This is a genomic window from Duganella sp. BJB1802 (assembly GCF_013369445.1).
Lineage (GTDB): Bacteria > Pseudomonadota > Gammaproteobacteria > Burkholderiales > Burkholderiaceae_D > Rugamonas > Rugamonas vulcania_A.
Map to the genome: position 1 here is coordinate 11346 of NZ_JABWEF010000005.1, position 19535 is coordinate 30880.

16 protein-coding genes are annotated in these 19535 nt (G+C 68.3%); 7 read left to right on the forward strand and 9 right to left on the reverse strand.

Going from position 1 to position 19535, the window contains the following annotated elements:
* The first annotated feature begins 23 nt into the window (after positions 1–23).
* Together recR and HUX88_RS09615 are read left to right on the forward strand one after the other, a co-directional pair.
* Positions 24–614 (forward strand): recombination mediator RecR, encoded by a 591-nt coding sequence (gene recR, locus HUX88_RS09610; RefSeq protein ID WP_161093309.1) that lies wholly within the window; start codon positions 24–26, stop codon positions 612–614.
* Positions 611–1828 carry a CaiB/BaiF CoA-transferase family protein gene (locus HUX88_RS09615; RefSeq protein WP_176361631.1) on the forward strand — a complete coding sequence of 406 codons (1218 nt, stop codon included), beginning with the start codon at positions 611–613 and terminating at the stop codon, positions 1826–1828. Before recR ends, HUX88_RS09615 begins: the two co-directional genes overlap by 4 nt.
* A 7-nt stretch (positions 1829–1835) precedes the next feature.
* Here HUX88_RS09615 and HUX88_RS09620 read toward each other — a convergent pair whose 3' ends face one another.
* From HUX88_RS09620 to HUX88_RS09625, 3 genes are all read right to left on the reverse strand, one after another.
* Positions 1836–4031: a bifunctional diguanylate cyclase/phosphodiesterase gene (locus tag HUX88_RS09620; protein WP_176361632.1), complete on the reverse strand. Its 2196-nt coding sequence runs from the start codon at positions 4029–4031 to the stop codon at positions 1836–1838.
* A gap of 1 nt (position 4032) precedes the next feature.
* The gene (locus tag HUX88_RS32155; protein ID WP_229219270.1) at positions 4033–4824 is read right to left on the reverse strand and encodes a response regulator; all 792 of its coding nucleotides are present in this window, start codon (positions 4822–4824) and stop codon (positions 4033–4035) included.
* 171 nt (positions 4825–4995) lie between these two features.
* Positions 4996–6876 (reverse strand): ATP-binding protein, encoded by a 1881-nt coding sequence (locus HUX88_RS09625; protein WP_229219271.1) that lies wholly within the window; start codon positions 6874–6876, stop codon positions 4996–4998.
* A 174-nt stretch (positions 6877–7050) separates the two neighbouring features.
* Here HUX88_RS09625 and HUX88_RS09630 point away from each other — a divergent pair, with 174 nt between their 5' ends.
* Positions 7051–8262, forward strand: a complete 1212-nt coding sequence (locus HUX88_RS09630) for a glycosyltransferase (protein WP_176361633.1) — start codon at positions 7051–7053, stop codon at positions 8260–8262.
* A 27-nt stretch (positions 8263–8289) separates the two neighbouring features.
* Here HUX88_RS09630 and HUX88_RS09635 read toward each other — a convergent pair whose 3' ends face one another.
* The 6 genes from HUX88_RS09635 to HUX88_RS09655 form a co-directional block, all read right to left on the reverse strand.
* On the reverse strand, positions 8290–9255 hold the full coding sequence (locus tag HUX88_RS09635; RefSeq protein ID WP_176361634.1) for a PEP-CTERM sorting domain-containing protein: 966 nt from the start codon (positions 9253–9255) through the stop codon (positions 8290–8292).
* A gap of 162 nt (positions 9256–9417) precedes the next feature.
* Complete coding sequence (locus HUX88_RS32160) at positions 9418–10071, reverse strand: hypothetical protein (RefSeq protein WP_229219272.1); 654 nt, start codon at positions 10069–10071, stop codon at positions 9418–9420.
* Positions 10026–10523 carry a nitroreductase family protein gene (locus tag HUX88_RS32165; RefSeq protein WP_229219273.1) on the reverse strand — a complete coding sequence of 166 codons (498 nt, stop codon included), beginning with the start codon at positions 10521–10523 and terminating at the stop codon, positions 10026–10028. Before HUX88_RS32165 ends, HUX88_RS32160 begins: the two co-directional genes overlap by 46 nt.
* Positions 10520–11386, reverse strand: a complete 867-nt coding sequence (locus HUX88_RS09645) for a ThiF family adenylyltransferase (RefSeq protein WP_117015218.1) — start codon at positions 11384–11386, stop codon at positions 10520–10522. Before HUX88_RS09645 ends, HUX88_RS32165 begins: the two co-directional genes overlap by 4 nt.
* Positions 11387–11497: 111 nt before the next feature.
* On the reverse strand, positions 11498–11698 hold the full coding sequence (locus HUX88_RS09650; RefSeq protein ID WP_117015217.1) for a YbdD/YjiX family protein: 201 nt from the start codon (positions 11696–11698) through the stop codon (positions 11498–11500).
* Complete coding sequence (locus tag HUX88_RS09655; protein WP_176361635.1) at positions 11698–13782, reverse strand: carbon starvation CstA family protein; 2085 nt, start codon at positions 13780–13782, stop codon at positions 11698–11700. Before HUX88_RS09655 ends, HUX88_RS09650 begins: the two co-directional genes overlap by 1 nt.
* Before the next feature lie 264 nt (positions 13783–14046).
* On the opposite strand from HUX88_RS09655, the gene HUX88_RS09660 reads away from it, so the two are divergent.
* From HUX88_RS09660 to HUX88_RS09675, 4 genes are all read left to right on the forward strand, one after another.
* Positions 14047–15405: a cache domain-containing protein gene (locus tag HUX88_RS09660; protein WP_117015215.1), complete on the forward strand. Its 1359-nt coding sequence runs from the start codon at positions 14047–14049 to the stop codon at positions 15403–15405.
* 32 nt (positions 15406–15437) lie between these two features.
* Complete coding sequence (locus HUX88_RS09665) at positions 15438–16055, forward strand: response regulator transcription factor (RefSeq protein ID WP_117015214.1); 618 nt, start codon at positions 15438–15440, stop codon at positions 16053–16055.
* Positions 16056–16259: 204 nt separating this feature from the next.
* Positions 16260–17414: an EAL and HDOD domain-containing protein gene (locus HUX88_RS09670; RefSeq protein ID WP_117015213.1), complete on the forward strand. Its 1155-nt coding sequence runs from the start codon at positions 16260–16262 to the stop codon at positions 17412–17414.
* Between the two features lie 3 nt (positions 17415–17417).
* Positions 17418–19502 carry a bifunctional diguanylate cyclase/phosphodiesterase gene (locus tag HUX88_RS09675; RefSeq protein ID WP_176361636.1) on the forward strand — a complete coding sequence of 695 codons (2085 nt, stop codon included), beginning with the start codon at positions 17418–17420 and terminating at the stop codon, positions 19500–19502.
* Positions 19503–19535 lie beyond the last annotated feature (33 nt).

Below are 19535 nucleotides of genomic sequence, written 5' to 3' on the forward strand. Positions count from 1 at the left end.
GGGCAGCCGCAACGTAGAGCACCATGTCCAAATCGCTGGAATTTCTGACGGAAGCGCTGCGCCGTCTGCCCGGCGTCGGCCCCAAGTCGGCGCAGCGGATGGCCTTCCACCTGCTCCAGCATGACCGCGAAGGTGCGGACATGTTGTCGCGCGCGTTGCACCAGGCGGTGAACGCCGTGCATCACTGCGCGCTGTGCAATACCTTCACGGAAGAAGAGGTCTGCGACACCTGCAACGACGAGCAGCGCGACCGCCGCCTGCTGTGCGTGGTGGAGACGCCGGCCGACCAGCTGATGATCGAGCAGACCTTGACCTACAAGGGCCTGTACTTCGTGCTGATGGGCCGCCTGTCGCCGCTGGACGGCATCGGCCCCAAGGACATTCATCTCGAAAAACTGGTGGCGCGCGCCGCCGACGGCCTGGTCACGGAAGTGGTGCTGGCCACCAATTTCACCAACGAGGGCGAGGCCACCGCGCACTACATCAGCGAGCTGCTGAAGGCGCGCGGCCTGCGCGTGAGCCGTCTGGCGCGCGGCGTGCCGGTTGGTGGTGAGCTGGAATACGTGGACGCGGGCACCATCGCCCGCGCCATGCTGGATCGAAGGGCGACATGACCACCAAGAATATCGCTGGCCCCTTGGCCGGCATCAAGGTACTGGAACTGGGCACGCTGATCGCGGGCCCTTTTTGTGCGCGCATGCTGGGCGAGTTCGGCGCCGAAGTCATCAAGATCGAGTCGCCCGACGGCGGCGATCCGATCCGCAAATGGCGCGTGCTCAAGGACGGCACCTCGCTGTGGTGGTCGGTCCAGTCGCGCAACAAGAAATCGCTGACGCTCAACCTCAAGCACGCGCGCGGCCGCGCCATCGCGCGCCAGCTGGCGCTGGAGGCGGACATCATCATCGAGAACTACCGCCCCGGCGTGCTGGAGAAGTGGGACATCGGCTACGAGCAGTTGAAGGCCGTTAATCCCGCCACCATCATGGTGCGCCTGTCGGGCTTCGGCCAGACCGGGCCGATGAAGGACTTGCCGGGCTTCGGCGCCATCGGCGAATCGATGGGCGGGCTGCGCTACGTGTCCGGCCACGCGGACCGGCCGCCGGTGCGCGTGGGCGTGTCGATCGGCGACTCGGTGGCGGCATTGCACGGCGTGATCGGCGCGATGATGGCGCTGCGCCACCGCGACGCCACCGGCGGCCGCCTCAAGGGCGAGGGCCAGATGGTCGACGTGGCGCTCTACGAATCCGTGTTCAACCTGATGGAATCGCTGGTGCCGGAGTTCGACCACGCCGGCGTGGTGCGCGAGCGCACCGGCGGCGCGCTGCCGGGCATCGTGCCGTCCAACACCTACACCACCAGGGATGGCGAGAACATCGTCATCGCCGGCAATGGCGACGCCATCTTCAAGCGGCTGATGCTGGCCATGGGCCGCATCGACCTGGCCGGCGATCCGCAGCTGGAGCGCAACGACGGCCGCGTGCAGCGTACGCAGGAGATCGATGACGCCATCCAAGCCTGGTGCGACACCCAGGACATCGACGGTGCGCTGACGGTGCTGAAGGCGGCCGACGTGCCGGCCGGGAAGATCTACTCGGTGCGCGACATGATGACCGATCCGCAGTTCGTCGCGCGCGAAATGTTCGAGCAGCACCACTTCGCCGACGGCACGCCGGTCAAGCTGCCGGCGATCTCGCCCAAGCTGTCGGCCACGCCGGGCCACACCAAGTGGATCGGCCCGGCGCTGGGGCAGCACAACGACGAGGTGCTGCGGTCGCTGGGCTACAGCGCCGAGGACATCGCCGCGATGAAACAGGACGGCGTGTTGTAAGCGGCCGTCAGTGCTGGGCGGGGAAGATCATCACATGGCTGGCATCGCTGGCCGCCGCTGCGGCGTTCAGCGCGAACTGGTTGCAGAGCATGAGGTCGATCGACTCCGGCGGCGACGGATGGCCCAGGTAATAGCCCTGCGCCAGGTCGCAGCCGTATTGCTCCAGCAGCCTTAGCTGGGCGCCGGTCTCCACGCCTTCCGCCACCACCGCCATTTTCAAACCATGCGCCATGGCGATGATGGCGCGCGTGATGGCGGCGTTCTCCGAATCCTGCGGCAGGCCGCTGATGAAGCTGCGGTCGATCTTGAGCGCCCGCACGTCGAAGCGCTTGAGGTAGTTCATCGACGAATAGCCGGTGCCGAAATCGTCGATCGACAGGTAGACGCCGATGCCGCGCAGCTGCTCCAGCGTGACCATGGTGGCGCGGGCGTCGTCCATCAGCGTGCCCTCGGTCAGTTCCAGTTCCAGCAGGTCGGCCGGCAGGCCGGTCTCGTGCAGCGTGGACAGCACGATCTGGCTCAGGTTCTCGTCCTTGAACTGCTTGGCCGACAGGTTGACCGCCACCCGCAGCGGACGCTGGTCGGCCGTCTTCCACGCCATCGCCTGGCGGCAGGCGGTGCGCAACACCCATTCGCCGATCGGCACGATCAGGCCGGTCTCCTCGGCCAGCGGGATGAACTCGGTCGGCGAGATGATGCCGCGCTCCGGGTGGCGCCAGCGCACCAGCGCCTCCACGCCGACGATCTGGGCGCTGGCGACGTCGATCTGCGGCTGGTACAGCAGGTACAGCTCGTTGTTCTGCAGCGCCTTGCGCAGGCCCACCTCCAGCTTGACGTGGCTCATGATCTGCATCGTCAGCGACGAGCTGTACAGCTTGGCGTTGTTCTTGCCGCAGTTCTTGGCGTGGTACATCGCGGTGTCGGCGAACTTGAGCAGGGAGTTGCAGTCCTCGCCATCCTCCGGGTACAGCGAGATGCCGATGCTGGCGGTGACGAAGATCTCGTGCGTGTCCAGCAGGAAGGGCCGGCGCATCGCCTCCTTGACGCGGTGGGCGACGTTGAGCGCGTTTTCCACCCGTTCCAGGTCGGGGATCAGGATGGTGAATTCGTCGCCGCCCAGGCGCGCCAGGTTGTTGCCGCCGACCTCGGTGCGCGAGACCAGGTCGCTGGGCCGCGTGGTCTCGCGCAGGCGCTCGGAGACGGCCTTGAGCAGATGGTCGCCGACGTCGTGGCCCAGCGTGTCGTTGATGCGCTTGAAGGCGTCCAGGTCCATGAACAGCACGGCGAATTTCTTGTTGCCCTTGCGCGAGCGCACCAGCTCGGCCTCCAGCGTTTCCAGGAAGGCCTGGCGGTTGGGGATGCCGGTCAGGCTGTCGCAATAGGCCAGGCGGCGGATCTGCTCCTCGGTGCGCTTGCGCTCGCTGATGTCGCGCACCAGGCCCAGCACCTCGTCCGGGCCGGTGGCCACCAGCCGCGCCTCGAAATGCCGCACCGGCGCCGGCCCCGTGTGCTCGCCCTGGCGCACGCGCGGGGCCGCGCCGGGGACGGCCAGCTCGTAGTCCAGCGAGCGGATGTGCTGGGTGTCGAGCACGGTCTGCACCTGTTCCAGCATGTGCTGGGCGATGTCCTCCGGCAGCACCTGGTTCAGGTGGCGGCCCACGCACTGGTCGCTGGCGAACACGCCGCTGGCCTCGTGGCCCTGTTCGTAGTCGAGGTAGTAGCCGTCCTTGTTCATGCGGAAGAAGGTGTCCGGGATGGCCGCCAGCACCGCGCGGTGGTGGGCGTCGGCGATGCGCAGGCGGGTGATGGCGTCGCTGGCGCGCAGCACGTACAGCACGCGGTGGCCGAGGATGGGCCAGTTGATCGGCTTGGAGACAAAGTCGGTGGCGCCGGCCTCGTAGGCCTTGGTCACCGATTCGAGCTCGTCGCCGCCGGTGACCATGATGATGGGCACGGTGGTCTGGGTTTCCAGCCGGCGGATCTCGCGGCACACGGCGAAGCCGTCCATGCCGGGCATGTCGACGTCCAGCAGCAGCAGGTCCGGCGTCAGGCGCTGGAAGCATTCGACCGCTTGCAGGCCGTCCTCGGCCTCGACCGCGTCCAGGCCAACCTGGGCCAGCATCTCCAGCATCAGCATACGCATCACGGGATCGTCGTCGGCGACCAGGACCAGGCCGCGCTTGGGGGAGGTGGGCGTTGCCATGTCATGTTTCCTTTTCCAGGATAGCTCCCAACGCCTGCCGCACGGCCTGGAAAGTACGTTCCATATCAGCCAGCAGGACAGCGGCGCCGGCGGTGGTGTCATTGCGGCCCAGCTGCTCGAGCTCCCGGCAGCGCTGCGCCAGCGCGTCGGCGCCGACGTTGGCGCTGCTGGACTTGAGGCTGTGGGCGGACTTGCGCAACTGGCCGGTGTCGCCGGCGGCGATCGCCTGGCGCAGCGTGTGCAGATGGCTGGGGGTGTCGTCGAGGTAGGCGTGCAGCACGCGGTCGAGCAGGGCGTCGCCGTTGGTGGCGCTGAGCGCGCGGATGTTCTGCAGCGCCTGGCGGTTGATCTGACTGTGGGGCATGGCCACGGCTGGCGCTTGCTGCGCCGCCGGCGCTTCCGGGGCGGGCGGCGCCGGCGCCAGGCGCGGCAGGCTGATCCAGCGGGCGATGGTCTGCCCCAGCGCCTGCTGCGTGAAGGGCTTGCTCAGGTAGTCGTCCATGCCGGCCGCCAGGCAGGATTCGCGGTCGCCCTGCAGCGCGTTGGCGGTGATGGCGATGATGGGCACGCTGCGCCCGCGGCCGCGCTGCTGCTCGCGGCGGCGGATTTCGGTGGTGGCCGCGAAGCCGTCCATGACCGGCATCTGGCAATCCATCAGGATCAGGTCGAACTCGCCGGCCTGCACGGCCTGCAGCGCCTGCTCGCCGTTGCAGGCGCGGCTCACTTCCAGGCCCAGTCCCTCGAGCATGGCGCCGGCCACCTCGACGTTGACCGGGTTGTCCTCGGCCAGCAAGACCTTGCGCGCTTGCGCGCGCGCGGGGCCGGCGTGGGGCCGGGGCTGAACGCGGCCAGCGGCGGCGCGACCGGCGCGGACGGCGGCGCCTCGGCCGTGCGGGGGCGGCGGGCGCCGCGGGCCGGCGTGAGCAGGCAGTCGAACAGGTCGCAGATGCGCGTGGCGGCTTGATCAGCTGGAAGGCGACGCCGGCCTGCGCCGCTGGACGCCGTCGGCGGCGTTGCGCTTCGGTGCTCGCGCAGCAGCAGGCGCAGCGCCGGCCAGCTCGGGCTCGGCGCGGATGGCGGCGGCCAGCGCCAGGCCGCTGGTGCGCGGCAGTTCCATGTCCAGCAGCACCACGTCGTAGCGGCGGCCGGACGCCGCCGCCTGGCGCAGTCGCGGCAGGGCGTCGGTGGCGGTGGCGCTGGCGGAGGCGACGCGCCAGCTGGCCAGCAACTGTTCCAGCTCACCCCGGCTGGTGGGGTTCTCATCGACAATCAAAGCGCGGCATTCCTGGGTGGCGTGGAAAGAAGGATCGTCGACATCGATGCGACGCTTGTCAAAATTTACGGCAAACCAAAAGATCGATCCTTGAGTTAGCGCATGGTCCACGCCTATTGTGCCGCCCATCAGCTCCACCAGCTGTTTCGAGATCGCCAGTCCCAGGCCGGTGCCGCCGTGCTTGCGGGTGGTCGAGCCGTCGGCCTGCGAGAACGAGTCGAAGATGCGGGCGCGCGCCTCGTTGGAGACGCCGATGCCGGTGTCGTGCACCTCGAAGCGCAGGCCGACGGTTTGCGCGTCCTCCTGCACCACGTTGACCTTGACGGTGATCTTGCCGCTCTCGGTGAACTTGATCGCGTTGCCCAGCAGATTGAAGATGACCTGGCGCAGCCGGTTCGGGTCGCCGCAGATGGCGACCGGGATGTCGTAGGCGATCGCCAGCTCCAGCTCGATGCCCTTGGCCTGGGCCTGCGGCGAGAAGACGTTGTCGATGTCGTCGAGCAGCTCGCGGAAATTGAAATGGATGTATTCGACGGTCAGCTTGCCGGCCTCGATCTTGGAGAAGTCCAGGATGTCGTTGATGATGACCAGCAAGTGCTCGCCCGAGCGCTTGACCATGCTGGTGTAGTGGCGCTGCTGCTCGGACAGGCGGGTTGCCAGCAGCAGCTCGGTCATGCCCAGCACGCCGTTCATCGGCGTGCGGATCTCGTGGCTCATGGTGGCGAGGAAGGCGCTCTTGGCCTGGCTGGCCGCCTCGGCGGCGTTCTTGGCCTTTTCCAGTTGCTCGGTCCGCACGCCGACCTGGCGCTCCAGCTGGTCGCGGTATTGCGCCAGTGCGCCGTCGCGCGCCTCGACCTGGGCCAGCATGTCGTTGAAGCTGTCGGTCAGCGCGCCCAACTCGTCGCTGCGCTGGTGGACGATGCGCGGCGTCGGCTGGCCGCGGCTGACCTGCTGGGCCGCGGCGATCAGCTGGCCCACCGGCTCGGCGATGCTGCCCTTGAAGCGGGCCGCCGTCAGCAGCGCCATCATGAACGACAGCATGGCGGCCACGGCGGCGGCGGCCAGGTTCTTGAACAGGTCGAGCCACATGCGGGTCTGCGCGCTCTCGATCATCACGGTGCCGACCAGCTCGTCCTTGTTGCGCACCGGACGGTACAGCCGCAGCGCGGGCGCCCACAGCGGGCCGCTCTGGTAGGTGCGGATCTCCTGGACGGCGTCCTCGGCCGGCAGCTGCTCGGGCGCGTCCTGCCCGGCGGGCAGGGCGGCGGACTGGTAGCGGGCCAGCTGCTTGCCGGTGCTGTCGTACAGCACGGCTTGAAGGATCTCGTCCTCGACCGCCAGCGTGGCCAGCGTCTGCCGCGCCTGCTTGCGGTCGGCGTAGCGCAGCGCCGCCGCGCTGTTGTCGCCGATCACGCCGGCCAGCGAGGACAGCTGCTTGCGCTCGTCGTCGGTTCGGCTGAGCACGGACGTGGCGGCAAAGGCGATGAAGACCAGCAACAGCGCGCTCCCGGTGGACAGCACTGAAAGGATGGTGAGTTTCTGGCTCAGACCGGAACGCTCGAAATTGAACATCGCTGTAGGCGGTAGCAAACGGTGGACGCCGAAATCGTCGGCGCGGCAAGCTGGTCAATAAGTGCCAATAGGAAAAATATAGCGTTCAGTCCCGGCCGTTCTTGATGTGCGTCTAATCCCCGCACCTTTGCGCCGGCTCAAACAACGCCGTGGACCGGGGCGCAAGCTGGCGCGATGGAACGCAAAAAAATCCTCTTCGTGGCCGAGGCGGTGACGCTGGCGCATGTCGGCCGGCCGCTGGCGCTGGCGCGCACGTTGTCGCCGCAGCGCTACGAGGTGCATTTCGCCTGCGCGCCCGGCTACGGGGCCTTCTTGCAGGGCAGCCGGTTCAGCACCTGGCCGCTGGGCAGCATTTCCAGCGCGCGTTTCCTGGCGGCGCTGGCGGCGGGCAAGCCGGTGTACGACGCCGCCACGCTGCACAATTATGTGCACGACGATCTGCGCCTGCTGCAGGCGGTGCGGCCGGACGTGGTGGTGGGCGACTTCCGCCTGTCGCTGTCGGTCAGCGCGCGCGTGGCGCAGGTGCCGTACGTCGGCCTGATCAACGCCTACTGGAGTCCCTACGTGCCGCAGCGCTACACGGTGCCGGCCATCGGACTGGCGCGGGCCTTGCCGATCGCGCTGGCGGACCGGCTGTTCCGCCTGGTGCGGCCGCTGGCGTTCGCGCTGCACAGCCTGCCGCTGAACCGCGTGCGGCGCGCCTACCGGCTGCCGTCGCTGGGGTACGACCTGCGCAGCGTGTACGCCGACGCCGACTATGTGCTGTATCCGGACATACCCGAAATGTTTCCGGCGGTCGGCCTGCCGGCCAACCATTCCTACCTGGGGCCGGTGACCTGGTCGCCGCCCACCGAGCCGCCCGGCTGGTGGGATGCGCTGCCGGCGGACCGGCCGCTGGTGTATGTCACGCTGGGCAGCTCGGGGCAGGGCGCGCTGCTGCCGCGCATCCTGCAGGCGCTGGCGCCGTTGCCGCTGCGGGTGATGGCCGCCACCGCCGGCCAGGCCGATCCGGGCGAGCCGCCGGACAACGCCCACGTGGCGGCCTACCTGCCGGGCGAGGAGGCCGCGCGGCGCGCGCAGCTGGTGGTCTGCAACGGCGGCAGCCCCACCAGCCAGCAGGCGCTGGCGGCCGGCGTGCCGGTGCTGGGGATAGCGGGCAACCTGGACCAGTACCTGAACATGCGCGCGGTGGCGGCGATGGGCGCCGGGACGCTGCTCAGGTCGGACCGCCTGAACGAGGACGGCGTGCGCCGCTCCGTGCTGGACCTGCTGGAGCGTCCGGCCGCGCGCGGGGCGGCGGTGCAGGTGGCGCAGCTGTTTCAGCGCTACGACATGGCGCAGCGCTTCGAGGCGGCGGTGCAACGTGCGGCCGCCGGCCAGGGCTGAACCGACGGGCCGCCGGCCTGCCGGCATTCACGCTGGCGCCTGGCTGCAACGGCTGCGGCGGCGGCAACGGCTGGATACGGCCAGGCCGGCGCAGCCCACGCCGAGCAGGGCCAGCGTGGCCGGTTCCGGCACGGGCGCCACAGCGAACGAGCGTGTGCCGTCGAAGCGCATCATCGGCACATAGTTGGGCACGGCGCCATCCCACATGGTGGCCGGCGCGTAGGCGGCGGGAATGCTGGCCGCGCCGGTGAGCTGGTCCTGCAGCACCGCGCCGCTGACGATGTCCAGGTAGTTGGCGTCCGCGTAGTCGATCATGAAGCGGATGTCGAAGGAGCCGCTGGCGCCGTAGTGGCCGTTGACGAAGCTGCCTTCGTTGAAGACCAGGTGGCCGGACATGATCAGCAGGCCGTCGCCGTCGGGGTCGCCCGCGCCGCCGCAGCCGGCCGAGGTCGGGCCGGCGCCGTAGCAGCGCACCGTGCCGGGTCCGTCGCCGGGCACCGCCTTGCTGGTCTCGCCCGGTCCGTAGCGGTCGAAGAAGAAGGCGATGTTCTGCACGCCGGCATGCAGCGGATCGACGTCCATCTCGGCCGACTGGCTGTCCGGCAGCGCGAAGTGGGCGGTGGTGGCGGTCTCGCGGTCGACCAGTTCCTGGAAACGCACCACGGCGCTCAATTCGAAGCCACTGTTCAGGCCGCTTGGCGTGACGTCGGCCGCGCCGCTGGACATGCTCTTGATCACCATCTGCGAGCGCAGCTCGCTGAGGTAGGGGGCGTTGTCGGCCGCCAGCGGTGTGGCGGAGCCGACCGTCACGCCGGGAATGAAGCCGGTGGCCAGCGCGGTGTTGCTGGCGTTGGTCCACAGGTCGGCGTAGCTGGTGTAGACGCCGCTGCCGGTCGGGTCCAGTCCGACCGCCGGTCCGGCGTAGGCCGCGCCCGGCCCCGCCAGCGCGGCGGCGATCGTGGCGGCGGCCATGGCCGGTGTGATGATGTTCATGTGTGCCCCCTGGCTCGATGGCGGCGCCGGAATCGGCGCCATCCGCAAACCCCGAGCAAAAGCCCTGCCAGCGAGGACGACCCGCGCAAAATCAAGGGCTTGGACGCGGCGCGCGGCCGGCGCGGCGCGCCACTGTAAAGAACGCCGTCAGTGGAGCGCGCCTCAGCGCCTGCCCGTCGGGCCGACCAGCAAGTCGCGCAGCGGCCGCCGCAGCGAGCGCGCCGTGGCCGGCTTGCCGGCGCCGATGCGGCCCATGCACACCGCGGTCTCCCACACCGCCGACCCGGTCAGCGCCGCGCCCTGGCGCGACAGCGCCTCGGCCCGCTGCTGCATGCCCGGCGTGCCGGAAAACACCCGGTCCTCGCGCACATAGCGGGCGAAGATCAGCGGCGTCATCTCCGGCTGCAGCTGCAGACCCTGGGCGGTGGCGGTCAGCCAGAAGCGCTGCATGGCGCGGCCGGCGTCGAGGTAGTCGTCGACGCGCTGGGGCCGGCGCGGCGCGGTCAGCACGAAGTGGGCGGCGCAGGCCAGGCCGGGGATCAGGTCCATTTGCAGGCGCGGCGCCAGCGTGCCGGCCAGCCAGGTGTTGAAGAACTCCACGCGCTGCCAGCGCTGCATGATCCAGCGCATCAGTTTGGCGGTGGCGGCGTCCACGCCCAGCGCCTGGTCGGGGATGCGGTCGTCGCTGTAGCGGGCGTTCCATTCGATCACCGACTTGTGCACCTGCCACGCCTCCGGCATCGTCAGGCGCAGCTTGGCGTTGCGGAACATCAGCCGCGCCGCCGCGCGCCGCCGGGCGCCCTCCAGCCAGTGCACGCCGTAGCCTGGGCGGCAGCGACGCCTCCAGCGCCGATCGCTCGGCCGGCGGTCAGCGGCCGCCGGCTCAGCGCGCGCCGCTGCCCTGATGTGTTTAAGAGACAGGCGGCGGCCAGCGGGTCGGGCTCCAGCAGCGGCGCCGGCGTGAATTCGACGGTGAGGGTGGGGCGGCTCTCGGGCGCCTCGCCGTGGCGGGTGGCCTGCATCTCCAGCTGGTGGGCGCTGGCGGCGATCGCCATGGTCTCCAGCAGCGCGCCGATCGACATCTGGCTGGGATGGCCGTCGAGGTCGTAGACGCAGTGGTCGCGCGTGTCGTGGCCGTGCACGACCAGGCGGCGGGCGTCGAGGATTTCAAAGCGCCACGGCTGGGTGTTGTCGCCGCTGGGCGCCCAGCGCGCCAGCTCCAGGATCTGTTCCAGCGTGGCGTCGAGGTGTTGCTCCATCTTGCTCATGATTGATCTCCGCGCCGGCGCTTGACCAGCATCATGGTCAGCCGCTGGAGCGGGTGGCGGTGGCCGCCCGGGCGCCAGGTGCGGACCAGTTTGTTACGATAGGCATCGAAATGGTAGCCGCGCGGCGCGGCGTCGACCGGGCCGCGGTTCAGCAGGATCTTCAGCGCCTCGGTGGCGGCGGCGCCGGCGCACAGCTGGCAACCCATGATGGTGGACGGGCCGCGCTGCTCCCTGAGGTTGATGCTGGACGGATCGACCAGGTAGCCGGCGTGCAGCCCGGCCGGCGCCAGGCCGACCAGGAAGCGCAGCGCCTTTTCCTCGTCCGGCAGATCGCCCCAGCCGAAGTATTCCTCGAACGTCATGTGCCCCGGCAGGAAGTTCAGCACCGCCGTGCCCATGCCCAGCGGCGCCGCCGTGATGGCCGGAATGCCCAGCCGCGCGCAGGCGGCAAACGTGGCCTGGCGCGCGCCGAAGGCGAAGAAGTCCAGGCCGTCCACGTACAGGTCCACGCCTTCGAAGAAGCTGGCCAGGTTGTCGCGGTTGACGCCGCCGGGGAAGGTGGCCAGCCGCAGTTCCGGGTTGATGTCGCGCGCCATCCCGGCCAGCACCTCGACCTTGGGCAGGCCCAGCGTGGACATGGCGGCGCCCACCTGGCGGTTGAAGTTGGCGATGTCGAAGGTGTCGAAATCGGCGATGTGGAAGGCGCCCACGCCCAGCCGCGCCAGCGTGAGCAGGTGCACGCCGCCGACGCCGCCCATGCCGGCAATGGCGATGCGCTTGCCGCGCAGCACCGTTTGTTCCGCAGGCGTCAGCCAGCCGATGTTGCGCGCGAACGCCTGTTGGTATGAGAAAGGTTGCGACATGTGTCTCCCGGAAATGGCCGGCAACGCGGCTCAGCGGAGTTAGACACGGGGGGCTGTGGGGAAGTTCCCCGCCAAAATAAAAAAAGCCGGTTCGTTGGAACCGGCCTTTCATCAGCAGCAACCGCCGCGCTTGCCCGCGCCGCCGTAGCGGGCTTCCTGGCGCTCGCGGAAGAACTCCTCGTAGCTCATCATCGGCTCGCCCGGATGGGTGGCCTCCCGGTGCGAGACGTAGGTGTCGTACTCGGGCAGGCCCATCATCAGGCGCATGCTTTGCCCGAGATAGCGGCCGGCCTTGGCGATCTCACCCAGCATCACTGCACCGACGGCATCAGGACCATCGGGCTTTCCTGCGCGGTCGGCTTGGTCGAGGCGCGCGCCACCATCACCGTGCGGATGCCGAACACCAGCACGCTGAGCACGACGATGACGAAGAAGCCGGCCAGCGAGGCGTCCAGGTAATCGTTGAAGATCACCTGCTGCATCTGCGCCACCGACTTGGCCGGCGCCAGCAGCTTGCCGTCCACGTAGGCGGCCTGGTACTTGGCGGCGTGCGCCAGGAAGCCGACCTTGGGATTGGCGTCGAAGATCTTCTGGAAGCCGGCGGTCAGCGTGCAGATCAGCAGCCACGCGGTCGGCACCATGGTCACCCAGGCGTACTTGGCGCGCTTCATCTTGAACAGCACGCAGGTGCCGAGGATCAGCGCGATCGCCGCCAGCATTTGGTTGGCGATGCCGAACAGCGGCCACAGCGTGTTGATGCCGCCCAGCGGATCGACCACGCCCTGGTACAGGAAGTAGCCCCAGGCCGCCACGCACAGGCCGGTCGCGGTCAGGTTGGCGTACACGTTCTCGGTCTGCTTCATGGCCGGCACGAAGGCGCCGAGCAGGTCCTGCAGCATGAAGCGGCCGGCGCGGGTGCCGGCGTCGACCGCCGTCAGGATGAACAGCGCCTCGAACAGGATGGCGAAGTGGTACCAGAAGGCCATCATGACCTTGCCGCCGATGACGCCCGACAGGATCTGCGCCATGCCCACGGCCAGGGTCGGCGCGCCGCCGGCGCGCGAGATGATGCTGGCCTCGCCGACATCCTTGGCGGTCTGGGTCAGCATCTCCGGCGTGATGTAGAAGCCCATCTGCGAGACCGCGTGTGCGGCGGACTCGGCCGTGGTGCCCAGCAGCGCGGCCGGGCTGTTCATGGCGAAGTAGACGCCCGGCTCGATGGTCGAGGCGGCCACCAGCGCCATGATGGCGACGAACGATTCCATCAGCATCGCGCCGTAGCCGATGAAGCGGGCGTGGGTTTCATTCTCGATCATCTTGGGCGTGGTGCCCGACGAGATCAGCGCATGGAAGCCGGACACGGCGCCGCAGGCGATGGTGATGAACAGGAAGGGGAACAGCGTGCCGGCCCAGACCGGACCGGTGCCGTCGATGAACTTGGTCATGGCCGGCATTTTCAGGTACGGGGCCACCACCACGATGCCCAGCGCCAGGCCGACGATGGTGCCGATCTTGAGGAAGGTCGACAGGTAGTCGCGCGGGGCCAACAGCAGCCACACCGGCAGCACCGAGGCGACGAAGCCGTAGCCGATCAGCATCCAGGTCAGTTCGGTGCCGGTGAAGGTGAACATCGGCGCCAGCGCCGGGTTTTCCTGCACCATCTGGCCGCCGAAGATGGCCGCCATCAAGAGGATGAAGCCGATCACCGACACCTCGCCGATGCGGCCGACGCGGATGTAGCGGGTGTACACGCCCATGAACAAGGCGATGGGGATGGTGGCCATGACGGTGAAGCTGCCCCACGGCGAGCCGGTCAAGGCCTTCACGACGATCAGCGCCAGCACCGCCAGGATGATGACCATGATCATGAAGGTGCCCAGCAGCGCGATCATGCCGGGGATTTGGCCCAGCTCCGATTTGATCAGGTCGCCTAGCGAGCGGCCGTCGCGGCGCATGGAAATGAACAGCACGATGAAGTCCTGCACCGCGCCGGCGAACACCACGCCGGCCAGGATCCACAACATGCCGGGCAGATAGCCCATCTGCGCGGCCAGCACCGGGCCGACCAGCGGTCCGGCGCCGGCGATGGCGGCGAAGTGGTGGCCGAACAGCACGTACTTATTGGTCGGCACGTGGTCGAGGCCGTCGTTGAGCTTGTTGGCCGGCGTCATGCGGCGCGCGTCCAGGCCCAGCACCTTGTCGGCGATGAACAGGCTGTAGAAGCGGTAGGCGATCAGGTAGACGCAGACGGCGGCGATGACGATCCAGATGGCGCTGATCGACTCGCCGCGCTTGAGCGCGACGACGCCCAGCGCCGCGGCGCCGCACAGGGCGAGCGCGGCCCAGCCGAGCCGGCTGGCCAGGGTGGGTGGCGCGGTGGGATGTAGTGATTTCATGCTTCCTCCAAGGTGTGGGGCGCCGCTTTACGGGTGGGGTCAAGTCTGACATTCGGACACGGCCTCCGCTGTAAGCCTCGGCTACAGCGGAGGCCGTGTCCGAATGTCAGACTTGACCCCATGGCGGCTTATGACCAGTATTCAGGAAGCTGATATCCGCCGCAAGCGCAGCATTACGCACTATGGCTCGGTATAACTACGTAGTAACCACAGGCGGCGGCAGCGTAGAATCGCGCTACAGAAGAAGAATTCGGGACCCACGTCATGAAGTTGCGGCAAAAAGTCATATTCCTGGCCATCACGCCGCTGATCCTGGCGCTGATCGCCATCGCGCTGGCGGTGCGCCATCAGTCGGTGCTGCTGGCCCAGCAGCAGCGCGACACCATCCAGCAAGCCTACCTGAGCAGCAAGGAGGCCGAGCTCAGGCACTACGTGGCGCTGGCCTCGCACTCCATCGCCCACCTGTACGAGTCGGGCCGCGACGACCAGGCCACCCGCGACGAGGCCAAGCGCATCCTGTCCTCGCTCAGCTATGGCGACGACGGCTATTTCTTCGTCTACGATATGCAGGGCAACACGCTGATGCATCCGCGCCAGCCCGAGCTGGTCGGCAAGAACCTATTCGAGCTGCGCGACGAGCTGGGCCAGCCCACCATCCAGAACCTGCTGGCCCGCGCGCGCGCCGGCGGCGGGCTGGAGCGCTACCGCTGGGTCAAGCCCTCGACCCACAAGTCCGGCGCCAAGCTGGGCTATGTGATCCCGATGCCGAAGTGGGGCTGGATGATGGGCACCGGCATCTATCTGGACGACGTCGACCAGGCGCTGGCCAAGATCGATGTCCAGCAGTCCGGCAACATCCACAACACCATGCTGTGGATCGCCGCGATCGCCATCGCGGCCGCGGTGGCGGTGGCCAGCTCCGGCCTGGCGCTCAACATCAGCGAGCTGCGCGTGGCCGACGCCAAGCTCAAGGTGCTGGCCCAGCGCGTGGTCGAGTCGCAGGAGGAGGAGCGCGCGCGCCTGTCGCGCGACCTGCACGACGGCATCAGCCAGTGGCTGGTGTCGATCAAGCTGCAGATCGAGGCCGGCATCATCCGCCTGAGCGCGGGCAACGGCCAGCAGCCGGCCGCGCAGGCGGCCTTCGAGCACGCGGCCGAGCAGCTCAACAACGTGATGGGCGAGGTGCGCCGCATCTCGCACAACCTGCGCCCGGCCATCCTCGACGACCTGGGCCTGGCGGCCGCGCTGCACCACCTGGGCCAAGAGTACACGCTCAGCAGCGGAACCCCGGTACACTTCGAGGCGCGGGGCGTGACCGACGAGCTGCCGGACGTGGCCAACACCGTGCTGTTCCGCCTGGCGCAGGAGGCGCTGACCAACATCGAGCGCCACGCCGGCGCCCACCGCATCGACATCGCGCTGACCGGCGAGCACGGCGGCGTGACGCTGCGCATCCGCGACGACGGCAACGGCTTCGACGCCGAGGGCATCGCGCTGCATCCGATGCGCGGCATCGGCCTGCGCAACATGATGGAGCGCATGGACGCCATCGGCGGCCGCTTCGACATCGCCTCGTCGGCCGGCGGCACGGTGGTCACCGCGTTCGCCGGCAACAACAGTTAATACCGTTCATACCGTTTATAAAGATTAAAGACATGACAGCCACCATCAAAATCCTGCTGGTCGACGACCACCCCCTGGTGCGCGACGGCCTGCGCGCGCGGCTGGAGGCGATGCCGCAATTCGAGGTCGTGGCCGAGGCCGGCGGCGCGGCCGAGGCGCTGGAGCAGGCCGCCCGCTGCGACATCGACCTGGTGCTGATGGACATCAACATGCGCGGCGCCAACGGCATCGAGGCCACCGCCCGCTTCAAGCAGGCGTTCCCGCGCATCGCGGTGCTGATCCTGTCGATGCACGACAAGCTGGAATACGTGTCGCAGGCGATCCAGGCCGGCGCACGCGGCTACGTGCTCAAGGACGCGCCCGGCAAGGACATCGTGGTGGCGATCGAGACCGTCATGTCCGGCGGCATCTACTACAGCGCCGCGCTGGCGCGCCAGCTGGCCCAGCCGCACACCCAGGACAACCAGCTGACCTCGCGCGAGCACGAGGTGCTGCGCCACATCGCCAACGGCGAATCGAACAAGCAGATCGCCCGCGCGCTCGACCTCAGCGTACGCACCGTGGAAACCCACCGCCTCAACATCAAGCGCAAGCTGGGCATCGAAGGGCAGGCCGAGCTGATCCGTTTTGCGGTCCAGCATGCGCAGTAAAAAGCAAGGCGGACAGCGCCGGCTGTTGTAAAACCAGAGCGACGCTTCTAATTCCGTTAAGCAATTTCTAACAGTGCGTGTTTGCGCGGCAATATCTGCTATATTCCTGCACGGGTTGTGTATCTGCAATTGTATATAAGAAAATGTTTCCCGCGCGATAAATTGGTTCTATACTGGTCGTATCGAAAATAACAATACTTTCCTATGGTAATTGAGTTTCCACTGGTGGAATTGCAGGCGGTGTCCAACGCTCACAACGAGTGGGTGGCCCTGACCTTTGATTTGTCCGCCGACTCGGGCGACGCCTTCCAGGCCGCGCTCACCCTGCTCAAGACGCCCGATGTGTTCGCCGCGCTGGCTCCCCTGGACTGCATCCTGCCGGTGCCGCAGCCGGCCCTGCTGGAACTGTCGCACCTGGAAACCCTGCCGCCCAACCGCGTGATCCTGCGCGTGCCGGCCGCCGCCTGCGCCGAGCCCGCGGTGCAGAAGAAGCTGTCCGGCTACGCCGACGCCGGCTACCGCATCATGATCGAAGGCGTGGCCGGCATGGCCGCCACGCTGTGCGGCGCCAGGTCGCTGATGGTCGACGCCGCGCAGGCGCTGCCGCCGGTGCTGGCGCTGGTGGCCCAGCCGGGCCCGCACCTGGCCACCGGCATGGGCAGCGAACAGCGCATCGCCGAGTGCGCCAAGGCCGGCTTCAGCTGGTTCGCCGGCGACTTCGCCCTGCATCCCCCGCACGACGCCAGCGCCGGCGACGGCACCTCGCGCAAGCGCCTGCTGGCGCTGCTGGGCCTGCTGGCGCGCGACGCCGACTCGCGCGAGCTGGAGGTGCTGCTCAAGCAGGACCCGGCGCTGTCCTACCACCTGCTCAAGCTGGTGAACTCGGCCGCGTTCGCGCTCAGTTCGCCGATCCACAGCTTCAGCCAGGCCATCAACGTGCTGGGCCGGCGCCAGCTGCAGCGCTGGCTGCAACTGCTGCTGTACGCGCGCCAGCAGGACGACGGCATGGCCAACCCGCTGCTGCCGCTGGCGGCGGTGCGCGCCGCGCAGATGGAAGCACTGAGCAAGGCGCTCGGCTGGGACCGCGACCAGCAGGACATGGCCTTCGTGGCCGGCGTGTTCTCGCTGCTGGACGTCCTGCTGGGCATGCCGATGACGGAAATCGTCGCCGCGCTCAGCCTCGACCTGGACGTGGTGATGGCGCTGCTGGACCGCGGCGGCCCGCTGGGCGAGCTGCTGGCGCTGGTGGAACGCCACGACCGCGCCGCGCTGGACCGGGCCGGCATCGAACACGAGACCTACTGGCAGGCGCAGCTGCAGGCCTACCACTGGGCGATCCAGGTCAGCAGGAACATCTAAGCGATGGTCGCGCATCCCGTCTCCGACTTCCTGAACAACAGCGCGGCCTTGTGCGACGCGGTGTTGCGCTTGCGCGGAGCGGCGCTGGCCGAGGAGCTGGGGCGCATCGTGCGCAGCGTGATGAACAGTCCGCTGGGCGAATTCCTGCCGGCCGACACCCACGCCATGCTGCTCAAGCCGCCGGTGATCGAGGTGCTGGCCGCCAACGACGACGCCGTGCCCAGCCTGACGCAGGACATCGTGTTCGACGACGAATACTTCGGCCGCTTCGTGGTGTCCGGGCGTGCGCAGTACAGCGCGCTCGACCGCGAACACCTGGCTAGCCTGGCCAACCTGGCCGGCAGCGTGCTGCAGGTGCACGCGCTGGCGCAGCGCTCCACCCACGCCTACGTGCAGGTGGAATCGCAATTGCAGCACCAGGCGCAGATCCTCGACCACATCCACGAGTCCGTGCTGACCATGGACATGAACGGCTTCATCATCAGCTGGAACAAGGGCGCCGAGCGCCTGTTCGGCTACAGCGCGGTGGAAGCGGTGGGGCGCAACATCCTGTTCCTGTACCACGACGAGGACGAAAGCTTCGACGACACCTTCCTGGAGCAGGGCGGGCGGCTGATGGAGGTGCGGCGCAAAAAGAAGTCGGGCGAGGTGTTCTGGGCCAGCCTGTCGCTGTCGCCGCTGCGCGACATCAACGACCGCGCGATCGGCCTGATCGCCTACCTGACCGACATCACCGAGCGCAAGATGGCCGAGGAGCGCATCCACCACCTGGCCTACTACGACGCGCTGACCAACCTGCCGAACCGCTCGCTGCTGACCAAGCTGGTGGACCAGGCGCTGACCGTGGCCCAGCGCAGCAAGCTGCATGGCTGCGTGCTGTTCATCGACCTCAACCGCTTCAAGCTGATCAACGACACGCTGGGTCGCAAGATCGGCGACGAGCTGCTGTGCGAAGTGGCGCGCCGCTTCCGCGCCGTGCTGCGCGACCAGGACCTGGTGGCGCGGCTGGGCGGCGACGAATTCGCCGTCGGCCTGTTCGACATCGGCCAGCACTTCGAGGCCAGCATGGTGGCGCAAAAGCTGCTGGGCACCCTGAACACGCCGATCCTGATCGACGGCCACGATTTGCGCGTGGGCGGCAGCATCGGCATCAGCGTCTACCCGCAGGACGGCGGCGACGCCGAGACGCTGCTGCGGCTGGCCGACATCGCCATGTACCGCGCCAAGCAGGAGGGCGGGGCCGAGGGCGACCACGTCGCCTTCTACAGCCAGGACATGAACCAGGGCATGCAGGAGCGCATGCGGATCGAATCGGGGCTGCGGCACGCGCTGGGCAACGGCGAGCTGCTGCTGCACTACCAGCCCAAGTTCAGCATCGACAGCGGCAAGATCATCGGCGCCGAGGCGCTGGTGCGCTGGCGCCATCCGGAGCGCGGCCTGGTGCCGCCGGCCGAGTTCATCCCGCTGGCCGAGGCCACCGGGCTGGTGGTGCAGGTCGGCGAATGGGTGCTGGAGGCGGCCTGCGCGCAGGCCAAGGTGTGGAAGGACGCCGGCCTGCCGCCGATCCGGCTGGCGGTCAACGTCTCCGCGCGCGAATTCACCTCCACGCTGCCGGGCAGGGTGCAGGACACCTTGACGCGCTACGGCCTGGAGCCGTCGTGGCTGGAGCTGGAGATCACCGAGAGCACGCTGATGAACAACATCGACCGCGTGATCGGCATCATGGACCGCATCACCGCGCTGGGCGTGACCTTGTCGCTGGACGACTTCGGCACCGGCTATTCCAGCCTGTCCTATTTGAAGCGCTTCCCGATCGACACGCTCAAGATCGACCGCTCGTTCACCATCGGCATTCCCGCCGACGCCAATGACTGCGCGATCGCCAACACCATCATCAGCATCGCCCAACAGCTCAAGCACAAGGTGATCGCCGAGGGCGTGGAGACGGTCGAGCAGCTGGCCTTCCTGAAGAACTCGGGCTGCGACGAGGTGCAGGGTTATTTGTTCTCGCGGCCGCTGGAGGCGGAGGCGTTCGAGCAGGCGCTGCGCGAGAACTGGACGCCGGGCCAGGCCAGCCGCGCCGCCTGAGCTGGCCGGCGCCGGACGAAAAAAAACAGACCG

Bases quoted from the DNA above. Each gene is read 5' to 3' on its own strand.
- HUX88_RS09665 (WP_117015214.1), top strand. From the start codon at position 15,438: ATGACAGCCACCATCAAAATCCTGCTGGTCGACGACCACCCCCTGGTG.
- HUX88_RS09650 (WP_117015217.1), bottom strand. From the start codon at position 11,698: ATGCTGGGTGAGATCGCCAAGGCCGGCCGCTATCTCGGGCAAAGCATG.
- HUX88_RS09670 (WP_117015213.1), top strand. From the start codon at position 16,260: ATGGTAATTGAGTTTCCACTGGTGGAATTGCAGGCGGTGTCCAACGCT.
- HUX88_RS32165 (WP_229219273.1), bottom strand. From the start codon at position 10,523: ATGAGCAAGATGGAGCAACACCTCGACGCCACGCTGGAACAGATCCTG.
- HUX88_RS09625 (WP_229219271.1), bottom strand. From the start codon at position 6,876: ATGTTCAATTTCGAGCGTTCCGGTCTGAGCCAGAAACTCACCATCCTT.
- HUX88_RS09645 (WP_117015218.1), bottom strand. From the start codon at position 11,386: ATGTCGCAACCTTTCTCATACCAACAGGCGTTCGCGCGCAACATCGGC.
- HUX88_RS09620 (WP_176361632.1), bottom strand. From the start codon at position 4,031: ATGGCAACGCCCACCTCCCCCAAGCGCGGCCTGGTCCTGGTCGCCGAC.
- recR (WP_161093309.1), top strand. From the start codon at position 24: ATGTCCAAATCGCTGGAATTTCTGACGGAAGCGCTGCGCCGTCTGCCC.
- HUX88_RS09615 (WP_176361631.1), top strand. From the start codon at position 611: ATGACCACCAAGAATATCGCTGGCCCCTTGGCCGGCATCAAGGTACTG.
- HUX88_RS09660 (WP_117015215.1), top strand. From the start codon at position 14,047: ATGAAGTTGCGGCAAAAAGTCATATTCCTGGCCATCACGCCGCTGATC.
- HUX88_RS09655 (WP_176361635.1), bottom strand. From the start codon at position 13,782: ATGAAATCACTACATCCCACCGCGCCACCCACCCTGGCCAGCCGGCTC.
- HUX88_RS09675 (WP_176361636.1), top strand. From the start codon at position 17,418: ATGGTCGCGCATCCCGTCTCCGACTTCCTGAACAACAGCGCGGCCTTG.
- HUX88_RS09635 (WP_176361634.1), bottom strand. From the start codon at position 9,255: ATGAACATCATCACACCGGCCATGGCCGCCGCCACGATCGCCGCCGCG.
- HUX88_RS09630 (WP_176361633.1), top strand. From the start codon at position 7,051: ATGGAACGCAAAAAAATCCTCTTCGTGGCCGAGGCGGTGACGCTGGCG.